Genomic DNA, 22,887 nt, shown 5'->3' on the forward strand with positions numbered 1-22,887 from the left:
ACTTGGTATGGCGGCTCTGGAGTCGTTTGCGCAGAGGAGACTCAGATTTTCGGGCCAGTCCAGCGGGGTGCGTTTCTCAAGTCTTCACGCTGCTGTTGATCCGGTGATTCATGCGTCTCGCCGTATTCCACATGCAGCTCGTCATCCAGACGATTGCTCGATGAACCGTCCTTTTGTGGCGTCTCGTCGAAATGCTCCCATTCGGCACTCTGGAAACGAAACAGGCTATCGTCTTCCGGTGCTTCGCGCTCCCTGTAGTGATGGATCGAATAGTGTGCGTATTCGACCTTGTCACCCCAGTCAGCCTGCAACAGGCCGTCAGCTGCCAGGTCGCGATACCAGTCATTTTCCTTTTCGGAGGCTTTCTGCTTTTTGTTGTGGTCCACGAAGTAGCCGATGACTCCGCCTACCACTGCAACCACCACCCCGACCAGAAAGAACGGTCCGGCCAGTGCCGTGGCCGCAGCGCCCCCTGCACCCACCAGCGCGGCGGTGCCCAGCACGCCGGCTGAAGCGCCGAACGCGCCGCCCGCAATTTGCAGACCGCCTGCGGCCTGAGCCAGTTTGTCACCGGATTTGACACCGTCCCTGATGGTAAACGCTCCCAGCACGATGTCGGCAAAACCGCCGGCCAGATCCGTCGCCGGACCGAGAACCTTGACCACCGAACCGGCAATCTTGCTGGCCATCCCCGGCTTCAATTTGGTCTCGCTGTCCAGTCGTTGAGAAATGCCTTGCATCGCGGTGCGTTCGCTTTCAGCGCTACCGGTCAGGTCACCGATAACGGCCATTCGGGTGTCATCAGGGATGTCCAGAGCGTTGCGGATCTCGTCGAGCCGTGCCGCAGAAAGACCGCTGGGGCTGACTTCAACCTTCGGCGGCTTCATGTCCTGCTTGCCCCAGATTTCCGGCACGGTCTTGTCCAGCCCGAGTAAATCAACCAGGCCGCCTTTGCCCATCAGGTCACCCACCTTGTCGGCCAGGCGCACAAAATGGCTGGCGCCACCGGCAAAGCTGAGGAAGTCCTTGGCGATGGCCAGGCGCTGGAGCGGTGTCTCACCGAGCTTGCCGCCGTTACCGACCATTTGATAAATGGCCGAGAACAACGACACGCCAGCCGCGACGGAGCCCATGACACCCTTGCTGTTCAGCGTGTTGAAAATCTCGCCCAGCTTGCCGCGATCGGCGACTGGAATGTAAGGCTTGGACAGGGCAGTTTTTATATCGGCCTCACTGACTTTGCCGTTTTTCTGATAAGCATCGCCCACTTCCTTCAGCGCCTTGGCGATATCAGCAGGTTTGGCGTTGCCCACGACGCCTTCCTCGATGAATTTCTCGAACGTCGGCTGCAGGAAGCGCGGCATGTCCACCAGAAAGCCCTTGAGTTCTGCCTTGAGCAGGCCGAACAGATCCTTGGTGGCGAGGGCGTTGTTTTCGTCACTGATCTTCGACGGGTCTGCCACCAGGTCATTGAGGTCGCTGGTCAATCCGTCGGCCTGGACGGACTGCGCGGCCTTGCTGGCGGCTTCGGGATCGACCAGTGCCAGTGAGGACAACGTGTCGCTCAGGTCCTTTTGCGCTTCCTGGCCGAGCCCCTGTTTCTGCAAGTCCTTGAGGTAAAGTACGTAGTCGGGGCTCGCCGTGAGGTCCAGCAGTTTTTGCTTGATCTCGTCCTTGTTGGGCACCTTGTTCACGGCATCGGTCAGCTTGGTCTGGTAGTCCTGCTGCACCGTAGGGTCGGAGAACAGCGTAGTCAGTTGCTCCTGCAGCTTGCCACCGTCAATGATGTCGTGCATATCTGCCGAGCTCAGCTGAGTCTGCTTGCTGTCGAACTCTCGCCAGGTGCCGCCGAACGCACCTTGTGCCTCCTCGTACCCGGTCAGGCCGCGACCGTTGTCGTAGGCGGCCTGCGCTTCGATGGCCCGGACCAGTTTGGCGCGCGGATCGTCCTTGGGGATATCACCGTTTTTTACGCCTTCGCGGTATTGGTCGAGCAGTTCCTTGGTCGCCAGCTCGCCCACATTCAGTTCTTCGGATTTTTCGTCATCCTTGTCAGCCTTCACACCGGTTTTCTGACCCATGAGGTCAACTTCGGACGCACCGGGCAGGTTATGCCGACTGCGGGTTTCACTGATATTGCCGGTGCCCAGCTCATTCCATTTCTGCACCACGTCGTCATACAACTGGGGGCTGGCGTCCTTGGAGACGATGAACTTGCCGTCGTCGTTCTCGAAGCGGATCAGCCCCGAACCCAGCTCGTCTGGCGAACCGATGGTGATGTCCTGGTTTTTCAGAAAGTCGTTGGGGCCTGCCAACGTGTAGCCTTCTTCGCGGCTGCTGTTGATCTTGTCCCAAGCGTCCTTGAGCGAGGTGACCTTGTCGAACAGATCGGGGGTCAGTGCCTGGGTCACGACAATCACTTCGCCGCTCTGATTCTTGTAGCTGATCTGGCTGCCTTCCTGGCCGGGTATCCAGTTGAACTCGGTGATGTCGTTAAGGCTCGGTAAAGGCGTGTTGCCGTCGGCGAGGAGTTGTCCTTCATTGACCGCCTTTTCCAGCGCTGCGCTTTTTTCGGGGTCTGAAACGACGCTTTGCAGCCCTGTCAAAAACTTGAACAGGCCGGGATTGTCATCACGGGCGACCACCACTTTTTCGCCGTTGTGTTCATAGCGAATGGTGCCAGGGCCGGCCTCGTTCAGCGGGCCGACGGTGGTGCCGAACACGGGCGGCCAGACTTCGTTGTCACCCGCGCGGCGATAACCTTCCGACTCGCTTTTGCTCAGGCCGGTCAGCGAGTTGTAGGCATCTTTGGCGGCAGCGTACAGCTCGGGGTTGTCGCGCCCTGACACCACAATCTTGTTGCCATCCCGGTCAACGAAGCGCATCACACCCGGTCCGACCTCGTCGACCGGACCGACTTCTGCGAAATCGCCCAGTTTGGCGGGGATTTTTTCATCCGCGCCAGCCGCCCGATAGCCATCCTGCTGGCTGCTGTTTATGCCGGAAAGCGACTTGAAATCCGACGCGACCTGCTTGAACAATTCCGGGTTGTCCTGTTGCGATACCATGATCTTGCTGCCGTCGGCGGCCTCATAGCGAATCAGGCCCGGCCCCATTTCGTCCGGTGCGCCGATGCGCAGGTAGCCACCGAGGTTCGGTGGCGCCTCGGCATCTGCCGCAGCCGGCTTGTAGCCCTGCGTCACGCTGGTCTTGAAGCCGGCAAGCCTGGGTTGATCCGCTACCACTTGCTGGTAAAGCGCCGGGCTGGTGGACCGGTAGACCAGAACATGATCACCTTTTTCGGTCACATAGCGAACCGTATCGGCTGCGACAGTGCCCGGCTTTTCTATGGACGCATAATCGCCCAGCGCAGGCGCTTTTTCGGTCGCGCTGGCAGGACGATAGGTGCTGCTGCGGTTGCTCGATTGCAGCACCTGATTGAAGCGGATGTTTGCGTTACCCCCCGGAGCAGGGCTGGGGGAGGGTGTCGGGCTGACCGTTGACGTCGACATGGCGGGTAACTCCTGTTGTGGGCAGTCAATGCGATTGGCCGTTGGAGGGGGGTACTTCGACCGATCGCTAAAATCGCCATGTGTTGCGCAGCAGCCTCGATATTCAGGCAATACACGGTGGCGACGATGCAGTTTCAAACATCTTGCACAGGGCGTGGTTAAAACGAGTTCACACTTCTATAGTTTGAACGGGTTCTCGTTTTACGAATGTCCAGTCAGTGAGCTTAATGAGCAGACACTAACACTTGGCGGGCGATAAGGAAGATCAATGCCTGCGTTTTCACAACGTTTCACACGCTTGTCGAGTATCAAATCGTATGCCTGTAGGGCACGTAGTACGGCGCCTTCGGTTCGGCGGACACATAAAAACTTTGTCTTGCCAGAAATAATGCAGTAATAAATATCATTTTGATATCATTGTTGGTTAATTGTTTTAACGGGTTGTGAAAACCAATTTCACAACTTTTCACAGCATCGGTTAATCCTCCTTGCGTAGTATCGATCTGGCGGAACAGTGAACACGCTGCTCGTTGGGATCACCAAGTAACAGTCCCGGACTCACTGTTCAGTGATGGCATATTGCTCTGCCTCTTGGCAGTTGAAACTTCCCCCTCTAAGCAAGGAGAAACAACATGAGTGAGACTGCACCGGTAAGCTCCGGCAATTCGGACGCGGCAATCGAAAAGATGTCCGCTACCTTTGACATGGCTATCGAGAAGTCGGCCAAGATCACTGAAATCTCCACTGCCAAAAAGGCAGAGTTGGACGCTACCAAGCAACGTCCTCAGAACTGATGTCGTGGTGTGGGCGGCGGCGCTGCCGCCCACACTCGCTTCTTGCATGATTTGCACAACGTCTTTCGATCGACAGCTTTACCCGGCTCTGACGTGCCGTTTCCGGTAAATCACACGGTGGTGACTCGATCATGACAGCCCTGATTTCATTGAGTGCAACGCCAGACGCTGCCGAGCAGGATAATGGCGTGGCATCGCTCGAAATTCTCCACGGCTTGCACCAGGGCGTTGCCCTGACGCTCGACAAGCCGGTCTATACAATCGGCAGTGGCGCTATGGCCGATCTGGTGCTGGGCGATGCCGATATCGCTGCTCAGCATGCGCGCCTGCGCTTTTCCGATGATCTCGTTGCCATTGAGGCGCTGGGCGGTGATGTGACCGCACTGGATGCGCTTGGCAAGCGTCTGCTTATCCCCGAGGGGCACGGGCAGCGACTCGGGTTGCCCGTCGAGCTGACGCTCGGCCAAAGCCGCTTGCGTCTGCGCAGCACCCGACCTGCAAAAGCCTCATCCGCCGCACCCCGTACACTGCATGCATTCAAGTTGCCGATGCTGGGTGCGCTGTTGCTACTGGTGACATGCGCTACTGCATTTGCGTTTCGCGCGCCGCCAGAGGCTGTGGCGCATCGTGGCGCCGTCGGTGTTCCCGCAGTAGCTGTCGATGTCTCCATGCCAACGCTGTCCGAAGCCCGGAACTGGCTGGATCAGGCACTGCGCGACGCCAGGCTTGGTCAATTGCGTGTCCACGAGCAGGACGGTCAGTTGAGTGTGGCAGGCAGTTATCCCGCTGATCTTAAAAGCAGCTGGCTGAGGGTTCAGCGCGACTTCGACAGCCGTTTTGGCCAGCGCATCGTCCTGACCCCCAACGTTCAGGTGAGCGCAGCGGTTGCGACGCCACGTGTGCGCCTGCAAGCCGTCTGGTTCGGACGCAACCCATATGTCATCGACGAGCATGGCAAGCGCGTCTATCCCGGCGCGATGCTGGCGGACGACTGGACGCTGGAAAGTATCGAAGGTGATCAGGTGCGTCTGGTGCGTGGTCAGGAACGGTTTGCCTTCACATTATGAAAGTCGACCTGCGGCCCATTACCCCGACTTCTCCGGAGTCCTTGCCAGCTGTCGAGCGTGTCGCGCCGACGCAGCCAAGACAGGGCACGCGATTCGAAGCGCTGCTGGATCAACGCGAGCGCAAGGTCCGTCGCTCACTGCGTGGCGAGCTTGAACAGACCGAGCAGGCCGCTGGTGTCGGCGCGCTGTTGTTTGGCCCGGCGCGCTCGTTGCAGGTATTGCGCTACGTGCTTGATGAAGTGCTGCCGGCGCTGGATGCAGAACCGGAAATCCGCGAGTTGGCTGAAGAGGTGATTCGAGAGGAAATCGAATTGCGTCTCTTGCTTGAACAGCAGCGTGCCGAGGTGCAGCCATGAGTGCAGCCCAGGACCGCGAATGTGTCGAGCTGTTGACCGGGCTCGGTAATCTGTACCGCCGCAGTGGTCAGCCTCAGCGGGCGCTGGTGATGCTGCTGATCGCCATCCAGCTGGCGCCGACTGACACCGCGCTGTTGCACAGCCTGGTTCTGGCGTTCACTGACAGCGGAGATGCTGACAGGGCGCTCGCTGCACTGGACCGTCTGGTCGAGCAGCAGGGCGAGAGTGCGTCGCTGATTCTGTTGCGTAGCCGGGCGCTGTGGAAAACCGGTCGCAGGTACGAAGCGCGTCAGTGTTTCAGACGTTATCTGGATGCCCGGAGGGCCGCGCAATGACCCTCATGAACCGCCTCAACCGGCTGGCCGAGATTGCCTCGAAACGCACCGATGTGATCATCGTCGCGTTCATGCTCATGGCCATCGCAATGATGATCATACCGCTGCCCACTTACCTGGTGGACGCGCTGATTGCTCTGAACATTGCGCTCAGCCTGCTGATTCTGATCGTCGCGTTTTACATCAATCATTCGGTGGAATTTTCGGCACTGCCACCGCTGATCCTGCTCAGTACCCTGTTTCGTCTTTCGCTGTCGATCACCACGACGCGTCTGATCCTGCTGGATGGCAATGCCGGTCATATCGTCAAGGCGTTCGGCGACTTTGTGATCGCAGGCCAGGTCGTGGTCGGGCTGGTGGTGTTTCTGATCATCACCGTGGCGCAATTCGTAGTCATCACCAAAGGTGCCGAGCGGGTCGCCGAGGTCGCTGCACGGTTTACCCTCGACGCGATGCCGGGCAAGCAGATGAGCATCGACAACGATCTGCGCAACGGTGACATCGATCAGGCCGAGGCCAGACGCCGTCGTTCGCGCCTGGAGCGGGAAAGCCAGATGTTCGGGGCCATGGACGGTGCCATGAAGTTCGTCAAGGGCGATGCCATTGCCGGGCTGGTGATCCTGTTCGTCAATCTGCTGGGCGGCATGATGATCGGCATGGTTCAGCGTGGCATGCCGTTCGCCGAGGCGGCGCATACCTATTCGCTGCTGACCGTCGGCGATGGTCTGATCGCGCAGATTCCGGCGTTGTTGATTTCAGTGGCTGCGGGCACCGTGGTGACACGGGTCAACAGCGATGGCGAAGAACGCGACCTGGGCACCGAGATCGTCAGGCAACTGGGGGCCAGCCATCGGGCGCTGGGGCTGACCGCACTGATTCTGCTTGGCGTCGGGCTGCTGCCCGGCTTCCCCATGCCGGTATTCGTCGTGCTGGCGGCTCTGCTTGGCAGCAGCGCATTTTTCCTCTGGCGGCGTCAGCATCGGGCCAGCCTGCCCACTACAGAGGTCGAGCAACCTGAACAAGCGTCGGCGACTGAACCCGAGCCAGTCGCCGCGCTGGAGGAAGCCGAGCGTCCCCGCGACACTCAGGTACTGTTGAGCATCGGCGCAGGGTTGGCCGAGGTAGCGCCCCTGCAGCCGCTGCGCCAGCGCATCGAAGCCATGTGTCACGACATTCGCACGGATCTGGGGGTCGAGGTGCCGGTGCCGGACGTCTACCTGGACCGCTCGATGGCGGCAGATCGCTTTCAGGTCGAACTGGAAGGCGTACCCGTCTGCGAAGGTAAATTCAGTGCCACATCGCTGCTGCTGCAGGATGATCCGCTGCATGCACAACTTATCTCCGTGGAGCCCTTCGAAGCCCCTTCGCCGATCAGTTCGCGTCCCGGTCGTTGGGTAGCGCGCGAGCATGCCGATCAGTTGCAGGAGGCAGGCATCGGCTTTCTGTTCGCCGATGAAATCCTGCGCGCCACGCTGGAACGCACCTTGCGTCGCTATGCTGCAGATTTCCTGGGGATTCAGGAAACTCGCGTGATGCTGGAGCAGCTTGAAGGCAAGTACGCAGAACTGGTCAAGGAAGCGTTACGCATCCTGCCGCTGCAACGTATTGCCGAAGTATTGCGGCTGCTGGTTGCCGAGGGTGTGTCGATACGCAACCGCCGTGGATTGCTGGAGGCGATGGTGGAGTGGGGCGGTCGCGAAGCCGACGCCGGGCGTCTGACTGAACATCTGCGCGCAGCGCTGGCGCGTCAGGTCAGCCACCAGTATTCCGATCGCAACCGGGTGATCAGCGCATTTGTTCTAGCCCCTGCCCTCGAAGAAAAATTGCGTACCGCGTTGGGCCGCCAGGACAGAAATCGTGACGCGCTGCCCGATGACATCGGACGGACCGTACTTGGACAGTTGCGGCGCCTGTGCGATGTGCTGCCCGAAGATGAGTCGACGGTATTGCTGGTACACCCCGAGCTGCGTCGCGGCCTGCGCCGCATCATCCTGCGTGGCGAGCTGCAGTTGCCTGTGCTGTCGTATCGCGAGCTGGCCAGCGAATACAACCTTCAAGCGGTCGGCACTGTCAGCCTGACTGATATCACTGCGCGCCCGGCCCCCAAGGCTGACGCGGCCACCTCTCTGGCGACTGCCTCATGATCTGTTCAGCTTCTGTAATTCGTCTGTTGTTTCTGGCGCTCAGTGCCTTGCTCATCGCTGGCGGTGCGAACGCCGAAACCATCGCCAAAGGCGCCAAGGGCACCGTTGACCTGGCGATTGGCGAAGGGCGGGTTCTGCATTTTTCGGCACCGGTTGACTCGGTCATGGTCGCAGAGCCAGGCATTGCCGATCTGCAAGTGGTATCGCCCGGTGTGATTTACGTGTTCGGCAAAACAGCCGGGCAGACCAGCCTGATCGCGCTGGACAGCGAGGGGCGGGAAACCGCGACCCTGAGCCTCGCCGTGAGCAGCGGCACGGCAGCGGTAAGCCGCCCGCTCAAGGCGTTGCACCCGCAGAGTCAGGCGCGCATCAATGCCAGCGGCAGCCGTGTGATCGCCAGCGGCGCCGTCCAGGATGTCGGTGAAGCGACCGACCTGAATGCCTTGCTGAGCACCGAGGGCCAGAACTTTCAGTCGACGGTCAACAGCGCCACTTACGCAGGCTCGGCACAGGTCAACATCCGTGTGCGCTTCGCTGAAGTTTCCCGCTCCGAACTGCTGCGCTATGGCGTGAACTGGAATGCGCTGTTCAATAACGGCACTTTTTCGTTTGGTCTGCTGACCGGTGGCAGTCTGGCTGCCGATGCCGCCAGCGGTGCGTCAAACGTGATCAGCGCCGGGCTCACCTCGGGTAACGTCAACATCGATGCGATGCTCGAGGCGTTGCAAAACAATGGCGTGCTCGAGGTGCTGGCAGAACCGAACATCACGGCGATGACCGGGCAGACGGCGAGCTTTCTGGCGGGTGGTGAAGTGGCCGTACCGGTGCCCGTCAACCGTGAAGTGGTCGGTATCGAATACAAGCCTTACGGCGTCTCGCTGTTGTTCAGCCCGACGCTGCTGCCCAACGGCCGTATTGCCCTGCAAGTGCGTCCTGAAGTCAGCAGCCTGATGAGCACCACCACGCTGGACGTCAATGGTTACCAGGTGCCTTCGTTCCGTGTGCGACGTGCCGACACCCGCGTGGAAGTCGGCAGCGGCCAGACCTTCGCCATTGCCGGGCTGTTCCAGCGCGAGAGCAGTCAGGACATGGACAAGGTACCGATGCTGGGCGACATGCCGATTCTCGGCAGTCTGTTTCGCTCCAAACGCTTTCAGCGCAACGAGACCGAACTGGTGATTCTGATCACCCCTTATCTGGTCGAACCGGTCAAGGAACGTGTGGCCGCCACCCCGTTGGACAAGCAGCGCGCCGCCACCACTGCAGCGTCCGGCCCTCGCAGTGGCGGCGCGTTCGGCTTTTACATGAACTGACAGGAACCGGCCATGAACCTCATTTCAAACATGCCACGCCTGCCGATTCTGATGACACTGTGCCTGCTGGCAGGCTGCAAGACCCACCTGGACCCGGTGAGCTATTCGCCGGGCTATACGACGGTGACGCGCGCCGATGGTCGCGTGGAACTGGTGCCGGATGCGTGCATGCAGCCCGCTGCGCAGGACGACATTGGTGTAGGGGAAGATTTTCAGCCGCTGCTGCCGCCGGGCTGCGCCAGCAATCTGATTCTGTTGCAGATGGTCGAGCAGCGCTCGGATGTGGTGCAGGGCCGCAGCACCGGTCCGGTCATGGCAGCCCCGGTGGGCAGGGCCGCGCAGGTGTACATCGATGGCTATGACCGCGAAGAACTGCGCCGCCGTCAGGCGGAGCAGCAGGCCAACACCGACATTCGGGAGGCGCGATGATTTCAGCGAGCGTCGACCAGCCCCAATTCGCGTGCCTGTTCGGCACGGTCGGGTATTGCCTTGATGCGTCGAGCCTCGGCGATCAGTTTGCTGCGCTCGGCCTTGGGAATGTCGTCGAAGGTCATACTTTTGAGGTCTTTCTCTTTACCAGCGAGCACCATCACCAGCAATTGATTGCGCTGGTGGCGGGGTTGCGCCAGCGGCGACTGGCTAACGCTGTCAATGGTTTCCAGGGCCTTCTTATTGTCGTCACCCAGCACATAGGCAAGGGCCAGGTTGCAGCGGGTGTCCAGATCGCTCGGTGCCAGACGAAGGCTGCTACTGAAGGCGCTCTGGGACTTGTCCGCTTCGCCGCTGAGGATGTAGGCGATGCCCAGTCGGTTCCACGCCTGCGGCTGCTGCAAGGCAGTGGCGGCCTGATTGAGCACGGTGACGGCGCGTTGCAGCTTGCCTTGACGCAACTGTGCGGTGCCCAGGCCCAACAAGGCTTCAGGGTCATCGGCCTTGAGCTCCAGCGCACGCTGGTAGGCCCGCTCCGCGCCGCGTGTGTCGTTGCTGGCAAGCAGCGCGGCACCGAGTTTGCGCCACGATTCGACGCCGGCTTCAGGCTGTTGCGTAGCGCGCTGATAGAACGACGCCGCCGTCGTCGAGTCGCCGCGTTTTTCCAGGTCGGCGGCCAGTTGCATGAAGCGGTCGTAGCTGGCATCGGTCTTGGGCTGGGTCGTGCACGCCGTCAAGGTCAGGCAGCCGAGCAACAACAACGTGGAGACGGAACGAGGTGGCATGGACAAGGCTCTTGTGAAAGGGGACGGGGCGAGGCAATTCAGCCGTCGACGGCCTTTGCGGGCGAGCGCCAGTTTATAGCCCCGGCGCTGAATTGCGACCGTTTTTTGAGCATGGATTTTCGCGTCGCTGCGGGCCGGCGCTCGTGGCAGCGCCGCAACCGGCAGGGAGGGTGCCATGCCGTTGTTCAAGGCTGAGTGGCGCATCGCGCTAAGGCTGTTGGTGATTCTGCTGTGCTCGCTGCCCGGTGCGTTGAACGCGGCGCCGGAGCGTGAACCCGAGTGGTTCGCCGAGCCTTATGCCTATGTGCTGGTCGACCAGGATATTCGCGGTGCACTCACCGAATTCGCGCAGAACCTCGACCTGATCGTGGTGTTCTCCGACAAGGTACGCGGCAACGCCCGCGGTACGGTACGCGGGGAAACGGCTGGAGAGTTTCTTGGCCGCCTGTGCGATGCCAATCAGTTGAGCTGGTATTTCGATGGCAACGTTCTGCACATCGCGGGCGCTGATGAGGTCGGTACGCGGGTTTTCGACCTGCAAGGCGTGCAACTGCAAGAGCTGCAGGACTATCTGGCCCGTTTGCAGGTCTCCGGCCAGCCTATGTCCAGTCGCGTCAGCCCGGACAACGACAGCCTGTTCGTGTCCGGACCGCCAGCTTATCTGGCGCAGATTCAGCAGCACGTGGATCGTCAACCTGTCGCCGAGGCCGCACCTGTGGTGCGCGAACGCGGCGTGCGGGTGTTTCGAGGCGGTGTCGTCACTCAAGTCGCCACCGACCGTCAGTAACCCCAAAAGGAGCACTACCCATGTCCGTCAACTCCGTAGATAGCAATGTCGATGTCAATGTTTCCAGTCAGGAATCGCGTTTCAACGCCGCCGTCGAGAACGCCGAACAGGCCTCCAGCGACAGTGAGTTCAACGAAGCGCTGATCACTCAGGCCGTCACCATCGGCGGGCAATTCATCATCATGCCGCGAGCTCAGGAAATGCTGAACGAAGCCCAGTCCGATGACGACTCCGAATAGGGTACGACCATGTCTGTGAATCTAGCTGCGTCACCGGCGGCGGCTGCTTTGCCGTCGCCGGGAGGAGGCGCGGGGCCGCAGGCTTCGCAGAACCTCTTCGAACACATGGCCGAGACGTCCAAGGGGATGCCGCAGGGCGCCAGCCCGCATCAGATCGGCACCAACCTGATGGAGCGGCTGGACGGCTTTATCGACCGCTCTCGGCAGTTCTCCCAGCGCGCCGACGCCTTGACCCAAGGCAGCGCGCCGCAGGCAGCCAGTCAGCCGCCGACAGCCGCTGCGAGCGCTGCTCAGACGACCGGCAAAGTCGGTGGGCCGCAGGTCGATCAGATCGTGCAGTCGCTGGGACGGATGTTCGACTACTCCATCGAAACCCAGATGGTGGTGCGCGGGGCGACTCAGATATCCGGCTCCGCCAACACCCTTCTCAAAGGTCAATGAATCATGTCCAAACGCCGCCGTGTCCTGCGCCTGCTGATCGTGGCCACGCTTGCCAGCCTGTTGCAGGCCTGCGACATCGATCTCTACACCAACCTTGGCGAGCGGGAAGCCAACGCCATGCTGGCTGTGTTGCTGCGCGACGGCATACCGGCGTCGCGCAAGGTGCAGGACAACGGCCAGCTCAAGGTCATGGTCGACGAAAAGCGTTTCGCCGAGGCCATGGCAGCGCTGGACGATGCCGGCTTGCCGGGGCAGAGCTTCTCCAACATGGGCGAGGTGTTCAAGGGCAATGGTCTGGTGTCCTCGCCAGTACAGGAGCGCGCCCAGATGGTCTATGCGCTCAGCGAAGAATTGTCACACACGGTTTCGCAGATCGACGGCATTCTGTCCGCGCGGGTGCATGTGGTGCTGCCGGACAATGACCTGCTCAAGCGGGTGATTTCGCCATCCTCGGCCTCGGTGCTGGTGCGTTACGACCCGCGCACCGACATCAACGTGCTGATACCGCAGATCAAGACCCTGGTCGCCAATGGTATTTCCGGGCTGGGCTACGACGGTGTGTCGGTGACCGCCATCAAGGCAGCGGTCCCTGACAAGGCCGGCGCGCAGCCGCAACTGGCGAGCTTCTTCGGGCTGTGGATGCTGGAGGATGATGTTCCGGCGGCGCGCTGGCTGTTTGGCAGCCTGTTGCTGATCGCGCTGGTGCTTGCCGGATTGCTGAGTCTTCAGTTCTGGCAGCGTCGTCGGGTCGAGGGCACTTATGTATTGAGTGATGCACCATGAATGCTGCGCAGAGCGAGCAGTGGCAGGCACTTGTCGAGCGGCCTCTGACGTTTGTCAGGGAACGCTGGCTAGCCGAGTGCCTGCAACGCGATGTCGATCCAGCCACGCTGGCTTCGCTGCGCGATTCATCGCGTTTTGCGACACGCTTCGAGCAACTGTTGAATGCGCATTTCAAGCTGCACCCGCTGCCGCGACTGGAACAGCCAGCGCAGGATGACCTGGCGGTGCTGTTGTTGACCGACAAAGATTTTGCACGTCTGCCGCGCTTGTGTGGCGCGGTCTGGCATGCCGCCACGCTGAGTCGCGAGATTCGGGGTGATGTGGTCAGTGAGTACCGCCAGGCGCTGGGGGATGATGCTTTTTCACTGGCACTTGCCCAGCGCCACCTGGCCGGGGCCGCCAACCTGCTGCGCACCCCGGTCGAACTCGTCCAGGCCATTGATCGCGATGGTGCGTGCTGCGTGGCCGCCTGGCTCGAGGCCCAACCCATCGAACTGCAAGCCTGGCTGCGCCTGCGCCTCGACATTGCGCAAAATCAGCCTCAGCCAGGCGATGAACGACAGGTGACGGTGGTGCAAACCGTTGCCCGCCTGCTGACCGGGAGCGACGACCATGAGTGATCTGCCCACCCGACCCGCATCACGGATCGTACGCGCTGCCGAAGCGGCCCGCTGGATCGACGGTTACGCCTTCGTCGAGGCCGCTCATCAGGAGGCGCGGTCGGTTCGCGAGAACAGCGCGCAATGGCTGGAGCAGGCCCGTGCCGAAGGTTTCGAGCGCGCCCGTCAGGACGGCGCCGAGCAGGTCGCAGCGTTGCTGGCACAGACCAGCGCCGGGGTCGAGCGATACCTGGCCGGGCTGGAAAGCTCGCTGGCTGAACTGGCGCTGGGGATTGCCCGGCAGGTGCTGGGCGAGCTGGATGACCACGAACGCCTGCTACGCTGCACCGCAGAGGCACTGTCGGCGTTTCGTCAGGATCAGGCGCTGACGCTGTATGTGCCGCGTGCCGACGTCGAAGCGTTGCGTCGACGGTTGGCCCACGAGGCGCCGCCGGCGCTGAAGTCGCTGAGTGTCGTCGGTGACGATCAGCTGGCAGCCGGTCAGGCGCGGCTGGGCAGCCCGGCGGGCTCCGTTGAACTCGGGCTGGATGCGCAACTGGACAACCTGCGGCGTGCTCTGCTGCCATTGGCAGAAGGGGATGCTTGTTGAATGAGGCCCTGATCACGCTGCTGCCCGATCTTCAGCGGCGCTTGCAGCTCGCCCAGCCCAGACCGATGCGCGGCACCTTGCGCAGCATTCGCGGTGTGTTGTTGCGCGCCAGTGTGGCCGGGGTGCGGATTGGCGAGCTGTGCGTGTTGCGCGACCCGGGAAACGGACGAGAGTTGTCGGCCGAAGTGATCGGGTTCGATGAGGATGACGCGATTTTGTCGCCGATCGGTTCCATGGAAGGGTTGTCGACCCGGACCCAGATCATCGCTACCGGCCAGGCGTTGGGCGTGCAGGTCGGCGATGCCTTGCTGGGCCGGGTCATCAGCCCGATGGGCGAGTTTCTCGACGGGCCTGCACCAGCAGTTGCCAGCGGCTTGCAAAGTTACCCATTGCATGCCGAGCCACCCGCGCCGTTCAGTCGTCAGCGCATCGTCAAGCCACTTTCGCTTGGGGTACGCGCCATAGACAGCCTGTTGACGCTGGCGCAGGGACAGCGCATGGGTATTTTTGGCGAGCCAGGGGTGGGCAAGTCCTCACTGCTGGCCAGCATCGTGCGTAACAGCAATGTCGATGTGATCGTCATCGGCCTGATCGGCGAGCGTGGACGCGAAGTGCGTGAACTGCTGGAGGGTCAGCTGGATGCCACGGCGCGGGCGCGCACGGTGGCCGTAGTGGCCACCTCGGATCGGCCTGCCGCCGAGCGGGTCAGGGCGGCTTATGTGGCGACCACCCAGGCTGAATATCATCGCGACCAGGGCCGCAGCGTGCTGCTGTTGATGGACAGCCTGACCCGCTTCGCCCGTGCTCAGCGCGAGCTCGGTCTGGCGGTGGGTGAGCCGCCGACCCGGCGCGGTTATCCGCCGTCGTTTTTCTCGGCGTTGCCGCGTCTGCTGGAGCGCGCCGGCCCTGGACCATCAGGCAGCATTACGGCGCTGTATACCGTGCTGACCGAAGGTGATGCGAGCATGGACCCGGTGGCTGAGGAAACCCGTTCCATTCTCGACGGCCACATCGTGCTGAGCGCCGATCTGGCGCAACGTGATCATTTTCCGGCAATCGACGTACTGCGCAGTCGAAGCCGCCTGATGGACCACATCGCGACAACAGAACACCGGCAACTGGCTTCGCGGATGCGCGAGCTCATCGCCCGGCGCCAGGAGATCGAGCTGTTGATTCAGGTGGGTGAATACGCGGCCGGCAGCGACCCGCTGGCCGATGAGGCGATTGCCCGCCACGCGGACATCGAGGCCTTTCTGCGTCAGCCCGCCACCGAGCATGACAGTCTGGAATTGACCCTGACGCAGATGCGCAAGGTGCTGGCATGAATTCGAACGTTGATTGCGCACCCCAAGTACGTCTCGCTGTGATGACTGATCGCATGCATGTTCTCCTTCGATGCCGAACGGCATTTGCCATGGAAAAGACTTATGAAAACGGCTGACTTGCACAGTTTGCAGGCCCTGCACGTGCTGCGTGAGCAGCGCGCCACAGCGCGTCTTGCCGCACAACGTGAACGCTGCCGTAAGGCTAACAGCGAGCTCGAAAAGGCTCGTGAAGCCTTGCGTCTGCACCGGGAAAAGCTCGTTCAGGAAGCCGAGCAGGCGTATGGCCGGTTCAGCGAGGGGCTGTCGGTCAGTGCCTGGCGAGCGGCACAGGAGCGCCTGCAGCAGCTGGATGATGAACGTGTGGCGTTGCAGGCCGATGCTGATGCCGTGGCCCTGTCGCTTGAGACCGAAGAGCAGGCCCGCGAGCGCCTCAGGCAAGTGCACAGGGAGCAGCAACAGAAAACCAAAGCCTGGCAAAGCCTGGTGGAGCAGCGCGTGCAAAGTGATGCACGTCTGGCCGAACAGCGTGACGAAGTCGATCAGCCGGCAGCGCCTGGCAGTACCGCTGCAACTGCTGTGACATCTGTCCTGACATCAGGAACCGAGCCATGACGGTATATCCCGGCCCCCTTGCTGCGGATCCGTCGTGCCGCGAGGCGCTCAAGGCGCGATTGGCGCAGTTCGACCGTGAGGTACTGGACCTGCACAACCGGCTGCACCGCGCCCGGGCGCCTTGGCCGGTGCTGCTGGGCGGGCAAGCGGTGCAGGTGCTGTGGGCCAGCACGAGTGGCGAGTGCCGGCAGCCGGTGCGTGTGGCCATCGCGCTCGGCGAGCATCGGATCGAACTGAATATCCCGCTGCGGCTGCTTGAGCTCTCGGGGTTGGGCTGGCAGCCCGGCGCGGCAATCGATACCGACGCTGACGCATTGCTGCTGGAACAGGCCTGGTTGAGCTGGATCGAGCCGCTGGAAGGGCTGTTGGGCGAGCCTCTGCGCGTAGTGCCATGCACGTTCGACCAACGGAATAAAAGCCTGAAGGTCGCCGTCGAGGTACGCGCCGGTGATCAGCCGGCACAGGCGTTGAAAATCCATTTCGACGCCGCGAGCGCCCAGCGGGTGAGCACGCTGCTTGAGCAGCACTGCGCAGTTACGCGCGACCCGCTGCAAGCCTTGCGTCTGGCGTTGAGTGTCCAAGCCGGGCAGGCGCCGTTGACTCACGCCGAACTGCGCAGCCTGTTGCCGGGCGATGTGGTGATGCTCGACACCCTGACCGATGCGCAGGTGCTGCTGCGGCTGGGACGTCACTGCCAGACCGTCGTCAGACGCCAGGGCGACACGCTGGTCTGGCAAGGCGCGTTACGTCCCGGCAGCCCTGCATTTTCTCCGTACCCCTTTGACAGGAATGATCCGATGAGTGAAATGAGCGCCGATGCCGATCTGGATGCCTCGCTGGACGAGTTGCCACTGACCCTGATCTGTCAGTTGGGCAGCGTGGAGCTGACCCTTGCGCAGTTGCGCGAAATGGCCCCTGGCAGCGTTCTGCCCTTTACCGGCCAGGCGCATGACGAAGTGGACCTGATGGTCAACGGTCGCCGCGTCGGTCGCGGCGAACTGGTGACCATCGGCGATGGTCTGGGCGTGCGCCTGCTTGGCTTCAGCGGCTCATGAACGGTTACCAGCCGAATTTGATCGAGATCATTCTGGTCGTTGCCACCATCGGACTGATTCCCCTGGCCGTGGTGACCCTGACCGGTTTCATGAAGATCTCTGTGGTGCTGTTCCTGATCCGCAATGCACTGGGCGTACAGCAGACACCGCCGAACCTGGTGCTTTACGGCATCGCGCTGATCCTGTCGGTCTACGTCACCACACCGCTGATCGGCGACATGTATCGGCAGGTGCAGGGCCGCGATCTGAGTCTGCAGAACGTTCAGCAGCTCGAAGAATTGGGCAGCGCCTTGCGACCGCCCTTGCAGGCACATCTGTCGAAGTTCGCCAACGAAAGCGAGCGTGGATTTTTCGTGCAGGCGACCGAAACCATCTGGTCTCCGGAGGCACGTGCCGACCTGCGCGATGATGACCTGGTGGTGCTGATCCCGGCATTCGTCAGTTCCGAGCTGACCCGGGCTTTCGAGATCGGCTTTTTACTGTACATCCCGTTTCTGGTCGTCGATCTGCTGGTGTCCAACGTCTTGATGGCCATGGGCATGTCGATGGTTTCGCCCACCTTGATTTCAATTCCGCTGAAGATATTCCTGTTCGTGGCCCTCAGTGGCTGGTCACGCCTGATGCATGGGCTGATTTTAAGCTACGGGGGCTGAAGCCATGGGTCAGGACGTATTTCTGTCGCTGATGAATCAGGCGCTGATGACTGTGCTGCTGCTTTCCGCGCCAGCGCTGATCGTGGCGATTGTGGTGGGGTTGGGGGTGGGACTGCTGCAGGCGCTGACCCAGATTCAGGACCAGACCTTGCCGCAGGTGGTCAAGCTGGTAGGCGTGCTGCTGGTCATCGTATTCGTCGGGCCGTTGCTGGCGGGGCAAGTGGCGGAGCTGGGGAATCAGGTGCTGGACAATTTCCCGCTGTGGACGCGTTGAACAGCCATGGGCGCTGATCTGACCAACGCGTTCATCGAAATTGCCTACCCGGTGATCAGTTCGACGTCGCTGGCTGCCTCGCGGGCCATGGGCGTGGTGATCATCACGCCGGCATTCAACCGTCTGGGCCTGACCGGGATGATTCGTGGTTGCGTGGCAGTGGCCATCTCGGTGCCGATGATCCTTCCCGTTTTCTCCGCGTTTACCTCCATGCCCGAGCACAGCGGGTTCTTTCTGGCTGGATTGATGATCAAGGAATTGCTGATCGGGTTGCTGATCGGGCTGTTGTTCGGCATCCCGTTCTGGGCCGCCGAGGTGGCAGGCGAACTGATCGACCTGCAGCGTGGGTCGACCATGGAACAACTGGTCGACCCGCTCGGGCAGGGGGAGGCGAGCGTGATGGCGACCTTGCTCACGGTCATGCTGATCACACTTTTTTTCATGTCCGGCGGCTTCATTCTGATGGTCGATGGCTACTACCACAGCTATCAGCTCTGGCCGGTGACCGAATTCACACCGCTGTTCAGCAGCGCGGCGCTGACGTCGATTCTGGCGATTCTCGACCAGGTGATGCGCATCGGTGTGTTGATGGTCGCGCCGTTGCTGATCGCCATGCTGATCACGGACCTGATGCTGGCCTACCTGTCACGCATGGCCCCCAGCCTGCATATTTTTGACCTGTCATTACCGGTCAAGAACCTGTTTTTCTCGGTGTTGATGGTGGTCTATATCGGCTTTCTGATCCCGGTGATGATTGATCAACTGGCGCAGTTCCGAGGCACCATCGAAGTGCTCAAGGCGCTCGCGGTCGAGGGCGGCTGATGGGCGAATCCAGCGAGGAAAAAAGCCAGCCGGCCACGGACAAGAAGCTGCGTGATGCGCGCAAGAAGGGTCAGGTCGCGAAAAGCCAGGACCTGGTCTCCGGCATGGTCATTCTGCTGTGTACGTTGTGTATTTCGGTGCTGCTGCCCAAGGCGCGGGCGCAGGTCGAGGCGTTGATTGACCTCGCGGCATTGATCTACATCGAGCCCTTCAACGACGTCTGGCCGCGGCTGCTCGACCATGCCGAGCAGATCGTCATCGGCATTACCTTGCCAGTGGTGGCGGTGACGGTCGCGGCGGTGATTCTGACCAACATCGTGACGATGCGTGGGGTAGTGTTTTCGGTGGAGCCCATTCAGCCGGACATCAAACGCATCAACCCGGCCGAAGGTTTCAAACGCATTTTTGCAATGCGCAACCTGATCGAGTTTCTCAAGGGGCTGGTCAAGGTGGTACTGCTGGGGCTGGCGTTCTACGTGGTAGGGCGTCAGGCCCTGCAAGCGCTAATGGAGTCGTCGCGCTGTGGTGAGGGCTGCATTGAGTCGACGTTTTATCTGGTCCTCAAACCGCTGGTGTTCACCGTGCTGACGGCGTTTCTGCTGGTCGGTGCGGTGGATGTGCTGATGCAGCGCTGGCTGTTTGGTCGTGACATGAAAATGAGCCACAGCGAGCAGAAACGCGAACGCAAGGACGTCGACGGCGACCCGATGATCAAGCGCGAACGTCAGCGCCAACGGCGCGAAATGCAGGCCCTGGCGACCAAACTCGGGTTGGCGCGGGCGTCATTGATGATCGGCGACGCTGGCGGCTGGGTGGTGGGCGTGCGGTATGTTCGCGGCGAAACGCCAGTGCCGATAGTGGTCTGTCGCGCCGCACAGCACGAGTCCGCCGCATTGCTCGCCGACGCCGCGCCACTGGGCATTGCCCTGTGGCCCGACGCAGACCTTGCCGAGTCGATTGCAAAACGAAGCGTGGCGGGCGACCCGGTGCCGGAAAACACCTTCCAGGCGGTAGCCGATGCATTGGTGGCGCAGCGGCTGATCTGATATCAGCCACCACCAGACCTCTAGTGCACCACCGGACTGTAGCGGGTAGCGGGTGTGCCGCGTACCACTGTCAGACGGTTGAGGTCGGTGTTGATACGCCATGCCCAGAAATGCGTACCGTCCTCACGCGCCGTATCCAGTGCTTGAGCGAGCATGGTGCGCACATCCTCCAGTGAGTAGTCATGTGGCTGGTCGAGCATCAGTTGGGCCTTGACCCGCATGATTTCAGGCAAGTACCAGCGATCATGATTTTCCACCGCGCCAATATGAAGCTCATCGAGAATTTCCAGCGCCAGAGGTTCGAGTCTGAGTGCCGCCAGACCTGATGCGTACTCGGTGTGCAGCATCGCATGCAGAGGCGTTTCCACGTGGCTGCGCAATTGCTGCAGGGCTTCTCCCAATAGCGGCACACCCGTTGCGGCATCGCCTTCGCGGATCGCCAGAATGCTTTCATAGCAACTGGTCAGCTGGCGCCAGACATGCAGTGGCTGACGTTCGCTGCTCTGCTTGAGAAGCTTGAGGAAATGCCGCGTCTTGTGCAGCGTACCGGCAATCAGCGTCGCCGGGATCGCACTGATCGCCAGGGTGTACCACAGGGTTGCAGGATGACTCAGCGCAATAGCCTGTTGCACATTGGTTTCCAGAGCGACCATGGCCTGACCGGTATTACCGATCAGCAACTGAACCTGGGCCCGCAGCGATTGCGCTGCAATACGCTGGTCGAAATGCATGTCGATAATGTGCGAGGACGGCGAGCGCGGGGCGCCAAGCGCTTCTTCGATAGACTGACGCGCCGTCTTCATATCGCCCATATAGAACGCGCTGGTGGCGCGCATGCGTCTGCCCAGCAACTGGCAGTCAGCAATGCGATAGTCCTTGCCCAATGCCAGAAATTGCGAAGCGACCTGCGTACCCTGCAGATGCTTGTTGCTGCAGGTGTGGTCGTTCCATTTTCCCCACAACGCCCGCAGGCGGTATTCGGAGTCGTCCAGCGCTTCGGCATCTTCACTGACCTGCTGCCAGACCTCGCGCATTTTCTGCCCCGCGCCGTAGGTCAGCATCAGAATGCTGCCGGACATGGTCAGCAGACGCATACGCTGCCGACGGTCCATGTGTGCCTCTTCCACCTGCCGGGGCAGGCCGTGGTTTACCCAGTCCTGGTATTCGCGCACCAGCGACAGGCGCAGCCACAATGGCGAGCTGCACAGCGTCAGTTCGACCCCCAGCTGGCGGTCGCCCTCGGCCGAAAAGGCCCAGGTGAGCGCCGCTCGAATGGTATCGACCTCTATGCCGTAACGCTGGGTCCAGAGCTCCTGGGACAGTTGTTCGAGATCCTGCCTGCCGTGTTCCAGCAGGGTCAGTGCCCATTGAGCGTGAGCACGGCACAGGCGTGGCACATCATCGAACTGCACCAGTTTTTCGTGGGCGTAGAGACGTGTTGTTTCCAGCAGCCTGAAGCGCTTGCCCTGGCTGTGATCGAAGGTGCCGAGCAGCGATTTTTCCAGCAGGCTTTCGAGCATCGGCAGCGTCATGCGCACGTCCGGCAAACCGATGTTGACGATCGCCATGGCGCCGTCAATGGTGAAAGACCCGTTGAATATCGACAGCTGGCGCAGCAACGCCTGCTCGTGCCCGGTGAGCATTCCGTAGGTCCAGTCCAGCGTGGCACTCAGCGAGCGCTGGCGCGGCAAGGCGGTGCGAAGGCCGGTCATCTGCAACCGGAAACTGCCGTCCAGCAGGCCGACCAGATCATGAATGCCGAAGGTCCTGGCGCGTGCAGCAGCCAGTTCGATGGCCAGTGGATTACCGTCGAGTTTGCGGCAGATGGCGGCGACCGTTCCGGCGTCGCCGTCATTGAACGCAAACTCGGGGTCCTGCTCTCTGGCGCGGGTCACGAACAGCGCCACCCCGGAATAGCCCATGGCCTGCGCGGCCGTGAGCGCTTCGTGCTCATCGGGCACCTGCAGCGGGCCGAGCTCATGCACCCATTCGCCCTGCGCACGCAATGGTTCGCGACTGGTCACGACGATGCAGCACAGCGGTGCATTGGCCAGCAACGCTTCGACGGCAGCGGCGGTTTCGTCGAGCACATGCTCGCAGTTATCGAGGACCAGCAATTGCGGGCGACCGACCAGCGATGGCGGTATGTCGTGCAGCGGTTGTTCGTTCTCGGCGCTGAGCCCCAGCGCGGACGCGATTCTGCCCAATATCGGTTGTGTGCCGTTGACCGGTGTCAGGTCGACGAACGCGGTGCTGAGGCCCGATTGCGCGGCCAGACTGTCAGCCAGTGCCAGCGCTACGGTCGTTTTGCCGACGCCGCCGGGACCGCTCAGGGTCAACAGACGTCGGGACAGGGTCAGCTCCGACAGTTGCGCTATCAGTTCGTCACGCCCAAGCACCTGACGATTGATTGTCGGCACGCTTACGCTGACGGGCGTGTCCACTTGCGCCGCAGGCTCGGGGCGCACCGCCGACTGCACACTGACCGGCGCGACAAATCGGTAGCCGCGGCCCGGCACCGTGACAATGTAGTTCTCTTCGGCATCCAGTGCTCTGCGCAGGGCAACGATTTGCGCACGCAGGTTGCATTCCTCGACCACTGCTCTGGGCCATGCCAGGGTCAGCAGTTCGGCTTTCTCCAGCAATTCGCCTGGCCGTGTGGCGAAAGCGACCAGCAGCGCCATTGCGCGGCTGCCCAGCGGCACCGGCTGTGAATCCTTGAGCAGCAAATATTCGCGTGGAAGCAGGGTGAATGAGCCAAAGTGAATGGCCTCGTCGCTGCGTGACGCCTCACCTGTTTCCTGAATGGCCATTTCATCATGGCCGCTTGCTTCGAAATCCATGCTTAGACCTGTGTCAGAAGTAATAACTGCGCCGCCGCACCTTGCAGGAGCATGAAGGTCCCG

General features: G+C 61.4%; 24 protein-coding genes. 21 read left to right on the top strand and 3 right to left on the bottom strand.

Going from position 1 to position 22,887, the window contains the following annotated elements; translation table 11 throughout:
- Positions 1 to 41 precede the first annotated feature (41 nt).
- Positions 42 to 3,512 (bottom strand): hypothetical protein, encoded by a 3,471-nt coding sequence (locus GE543_RS16450; protein WP_153221888.1) that lies wholly within the window; start codon positions 3,510 to 3,512, stop codon positions 42 to 44.
- Between the two features lie 15 nt (positions 3,513 to 3,527).
- On the opposite strand from GE543_RS16450, the gene GE543_RS27975 reads away from it, so the two are divergent.
- The 8 genes from GE543_RS27975 (at position 3,528) to GE543_RS16485 (ending at position 9,950) form a co-directional block, all read left to right on the top strand.
- Entirely contained in the window at positions 3,528 to 3,674 is a 147-nt protein-coding gene (locus GE543_RS27975) for a formate dehydrogenase N subunit beta transmembrane domain-containing protein (protein WP_161633432.1), read from the top strand.
- A gap of 470 nt (positions 3,675 to 4,144) precedes the next feature.
- Positions 4,145 to 4,306: a hypothetical protein gene (locus GE543_RS27155; protein WP_003369172.1), complete on the top strand. Its 162-nt coding sequence runs from the start codon at positions 4,145 to 4,147 to the stop codon at positions 4,304 to 4,306.
- Between the two features lie 131 nt (positions 4,307 to 4,437).
- On the top strand, positions 4,438 to 5,373 hold the full coding sequence (locus GE543_RS16460) for an FHA domain-containing protein (RefSeq protein ID WP_153221889.1): 936 nt from the start codon (positions 4,438 to 4,440) through the stop codon (positions 5,371 to 5,373).
- Entirely contained in the window at positions 5,370 to 5,729 is a 360-nt protein-coding gene (locus GE543_RS16465) for a hypothetical protein (protein ID WP_153221890.1), read from the top strand. Before GE543_RS16460 ends, GE543_RS16465 begins: the two co-directional genes overlap by 4 nt.
- Positions 5,726 to 6,064, top strand: coding sequence for a tetratricopeptide repeat protein (locus GE543_RS16470; protein ID WP_153221891.1), 339 nt, complete (start codon positions 5,726 to 5,728; stop codon positions 6,062 to 6,064). The genes GE543_RS16465 and GE543_RS16470 overlap by 4 nt, the downstream gene beginning before the upstream one ends.
- Entirely contained in the window at positions 6,061 to 8,208 is a 2,148-nt protein-coding gene (gene sctV, locus GE543_RS16475) for a type III secretion system export apparatus subunit SctV (protein ID WP_153221892.1), read from the top strand. The genes GE543_RS16470 and sctV overlap by 4 nt, the downstream gene beginning before the upstream one ends.
- Positions 8,205 to 9,521 carry a type II and III secretion system protein family protein gene (locus GE543_RS16480; RefSeq protein WP_003416330.1) on the top strand — a complete coding sequence of 439 codons (1,317 nt, stop codon included), beginning with the start codon at positions 8,205 to 8,207 and terminating at the stop codon, positions 9,519 to 9,521. Before sctV ends, GE543_RS16480 begins: the two co-directional genes overlap by 4 nt.
- Before the next feature lie 12 nt (positions 9,522 to 9,533).
- Positions 9,534 to 9,950, top strand: a complete 417-nt coding sequence (locus tag GE543_RS16485) for a hypothetical protein (protein WP_153221893.1) — start codon at positions 9,534 to 9,536, stop codon at positions 9,948 to 9,950.
- Between the two features lie 2 nt (positions 9,951 to 9,952).
- Here GE543_RS16485 and GE543_RS16490 read toward each other — a convergent pair whose 3' ends face one another.
- Entirely contained in the window at positions 9,953 to 10,735 is a 783-nt protein-coding gene (locus GE543_RS16490; protein ID WP_153221894.1) for a tetratricopeptide repeat protein, read from the bottom strand.
- 175 nt (positions 10,736 to 10,910) lie between these two features.
- On the opposite strand from GE543_RS16490, the gene GE543_RS16495 reads away from it, so the two are divergent.
- The 13 genes from GE543_RS16495 to GE543_RS16555 all read left to right on the top strand — a co-directional run bounded on the left by GE543_RS16495 (position 10,911) and on the right by GE543_RS16555 (position 19,981).
- Positions 10,911 to 11,522 (top strand): type III secretion protein, encoded by a 612-nt coding sequence (locus GE543_RS16495; protein ID WP_103689475.1) that lies wholly within the window; start codon positions 10,911 to 10,913, stop codon positions 11,520 to 11,522.
- 20 nt (positions 11,523 to 11,542) lie between these two features.
- Positions 11,543 to 11,761, top strand: a complete 219-nt coding sequence (locus GE543_RS16500; RefSeq protein WP_024693172.1) for a hypothetical protein — start codon at positions 11,543 to 11,545, stop codon at positions 11,759 to 11,761.
- 9 nt (positions 11,762 to 11,770) lie between these two features.
- Positions 11,771 to 12,202 carry a hypothetical protein gene (locus GE543_RS16505; RefSeq protein WP_032698439.1) on the top strand — a complete coding sequence of 144 codons (432 nt, stop codon included), beginning with the start codon at positions 11,771 to 11,773 and terminating at the stop codon, positions 12,200 to 12,202.
- 3 nt (positions 12,203 to 12,205) lie between these two features.
- Positions 12,206 to 12,985, top strand: coding sequence for a type III secretion system inner membrane ring lipoprotein SctJ (sctJ, locus tag GE543_RS16510; RefSeq protein WP_153221895.1), 780 nt, complete (start codon positions 12,206 to 12,208; stop codon positions 12,983 to 12,985).
- Positions 12,982 to 13,605: a type III secretion protein gene (locus tag GE543_RS16515; RefSeq protein WP_103695500.1), complete on the top strand. Its 624-nt coding sequence runs from the start codon at positions 12,982 to 12,984 to the stop codon at positions 13,603 to 13,605. Before sctJ ends, GE543_RS16515 begins: the two co-directional genes overlap by 4 nt.
- On the top strand, positions 13,598 to 14,194 hold the full coding sequence (locus GE543_RS16520; RefSeq protein WP_003410087.1) for a FliH/SctL family protein: 597 nt from the start codon (positions 13,598 to 13,600) through the stop codon (positions 14,192 to 14,194). Before GE543_RS16515 ends, GE543_RS16520 begins: the two co-directional genes overlap by 8 nt.
- Positions 14,191 to 15,519 carry a FliI/YscN family ATPase gene (locus tag GE543_RS16525; RefSeq protein WP_003410090.1) on the top strand — a complete coding sequence of 443 codons (1,329 nt, stop codon included), beginning with the start codon at positions 14,191 to 14,193 and terminating at the stop codon, positions 15,517 to 15,519. The genes GE543_RS16520 and GE543_RS16525 overlap by 4 nt, the downstream gene beginning before the upstream one ends.
- A 102-nt stretch (positions 15,520 to 15,621) precedes the next feature.
- Positions 15,622 to 16,131 (top strand): hypothetical protein, encoded by a 510-nt coding sequence (locus GE543_RS16530; protein ID WP_153221896.1) that lies wholly within the window; start codon positions 15,622 to 15,624, stop codon positions 16,129 to 16,131.
- Positions 16,128 to 17,186, top strand: a complete 1,059-nt coding sequence (gene sctQ / locus GE543_RS16535) for a type III secretion system cytoplasmic ring protein SctQ (RefSeq protein ID WP_153221897.1) — start codon at positions 16,128 to 16,130, stop codon at positions 17,184 to 17,186. Before GE543_RS16530 ends, sctQ begins: the two co-directional genes overlap by 4 nt.
- Positions 17,183 to 17,839, top strand: coding sequence for a type III secretion system export apparatus subunit SctR (gene sctR, locus GE543_RS16540; protein WP_003369210.1), 657 nt, complete (start codon positions 17,183 to 17,185; stop codon positions 17,837 to 17,839). Before sctQ ends, sctR begins: the two co-directional genes overlap by 4 nt.
- Before the next feature lie 4 nt (positions 17,840 to 17,843).
- Positions 17,844 to 18,113, top strand: a complete 270-nt coding sequence (locus tag GE543_RS16545; protein WP_003369212.1) for an EscS/YscS/HrcS family type III secretion system export apparatus protein — start codon at positions 17,844 to 17,846, stop codon at positions 18,111 to 18,113.
- Positions 18,114 to 18,119: 6 nt separating this feature from the next.
- Entirely contained in the window at positions 18,120 to 18,935 is an 816-nt protein-coding gene (gene sctT / locus GE543_RS16550) for a type III secretion system export apparatus subunit SctT (RefSeq protein WP_003410099.1), read from the top strand.
- Positions 18,935 to 19,981: an EscU/YscU/HrcU family type III secretion system export apparatus switch protein gene (locus GE543_RS16555; RefSeq protein WP_003410101.1), complete on the top strand. Its 1,047-nt coding sequence runs from the start codon at positions 18,935 to 18,937 to the stop codon at positions 19,979 to 19,981. The genes sctT and GE543_RS16555 overlap by 1 nt, the downstream gene beginning before the upstream one ends.
- Before the next feature lie 20 nt (positions 19,982 to 20,001).
- On the opposite strand, the gene GE543_RS16560 is transcribed toward GE543_RS16555, so the two are convergent.
- A complete protein-coding gene (locus GE543_RS16560; protein WP_153221898.1) occupies positions 20,002 to 22,824 on the bottom strand; it encodes a winged helix-turn-helix domain-containing protein in 2,823 nt (940 codons plus the stop codon).
- Between the last annotated feature and the right edge of the window lie 63 nt (positions 22,825 to 22,887).

The sequence above is a fragment of the Pseudomonas sp. SZ57 genome (genome assembly GCF_009495975.1).
GTDB classification, from domain to species: domain Bacteria; phylum Pseudomonadota; class Gammaproteobacteria; order Pseudomonadales; family Pseudomonadaceae; genus Aquipseudomonas; species Aquipseudomonas syringae.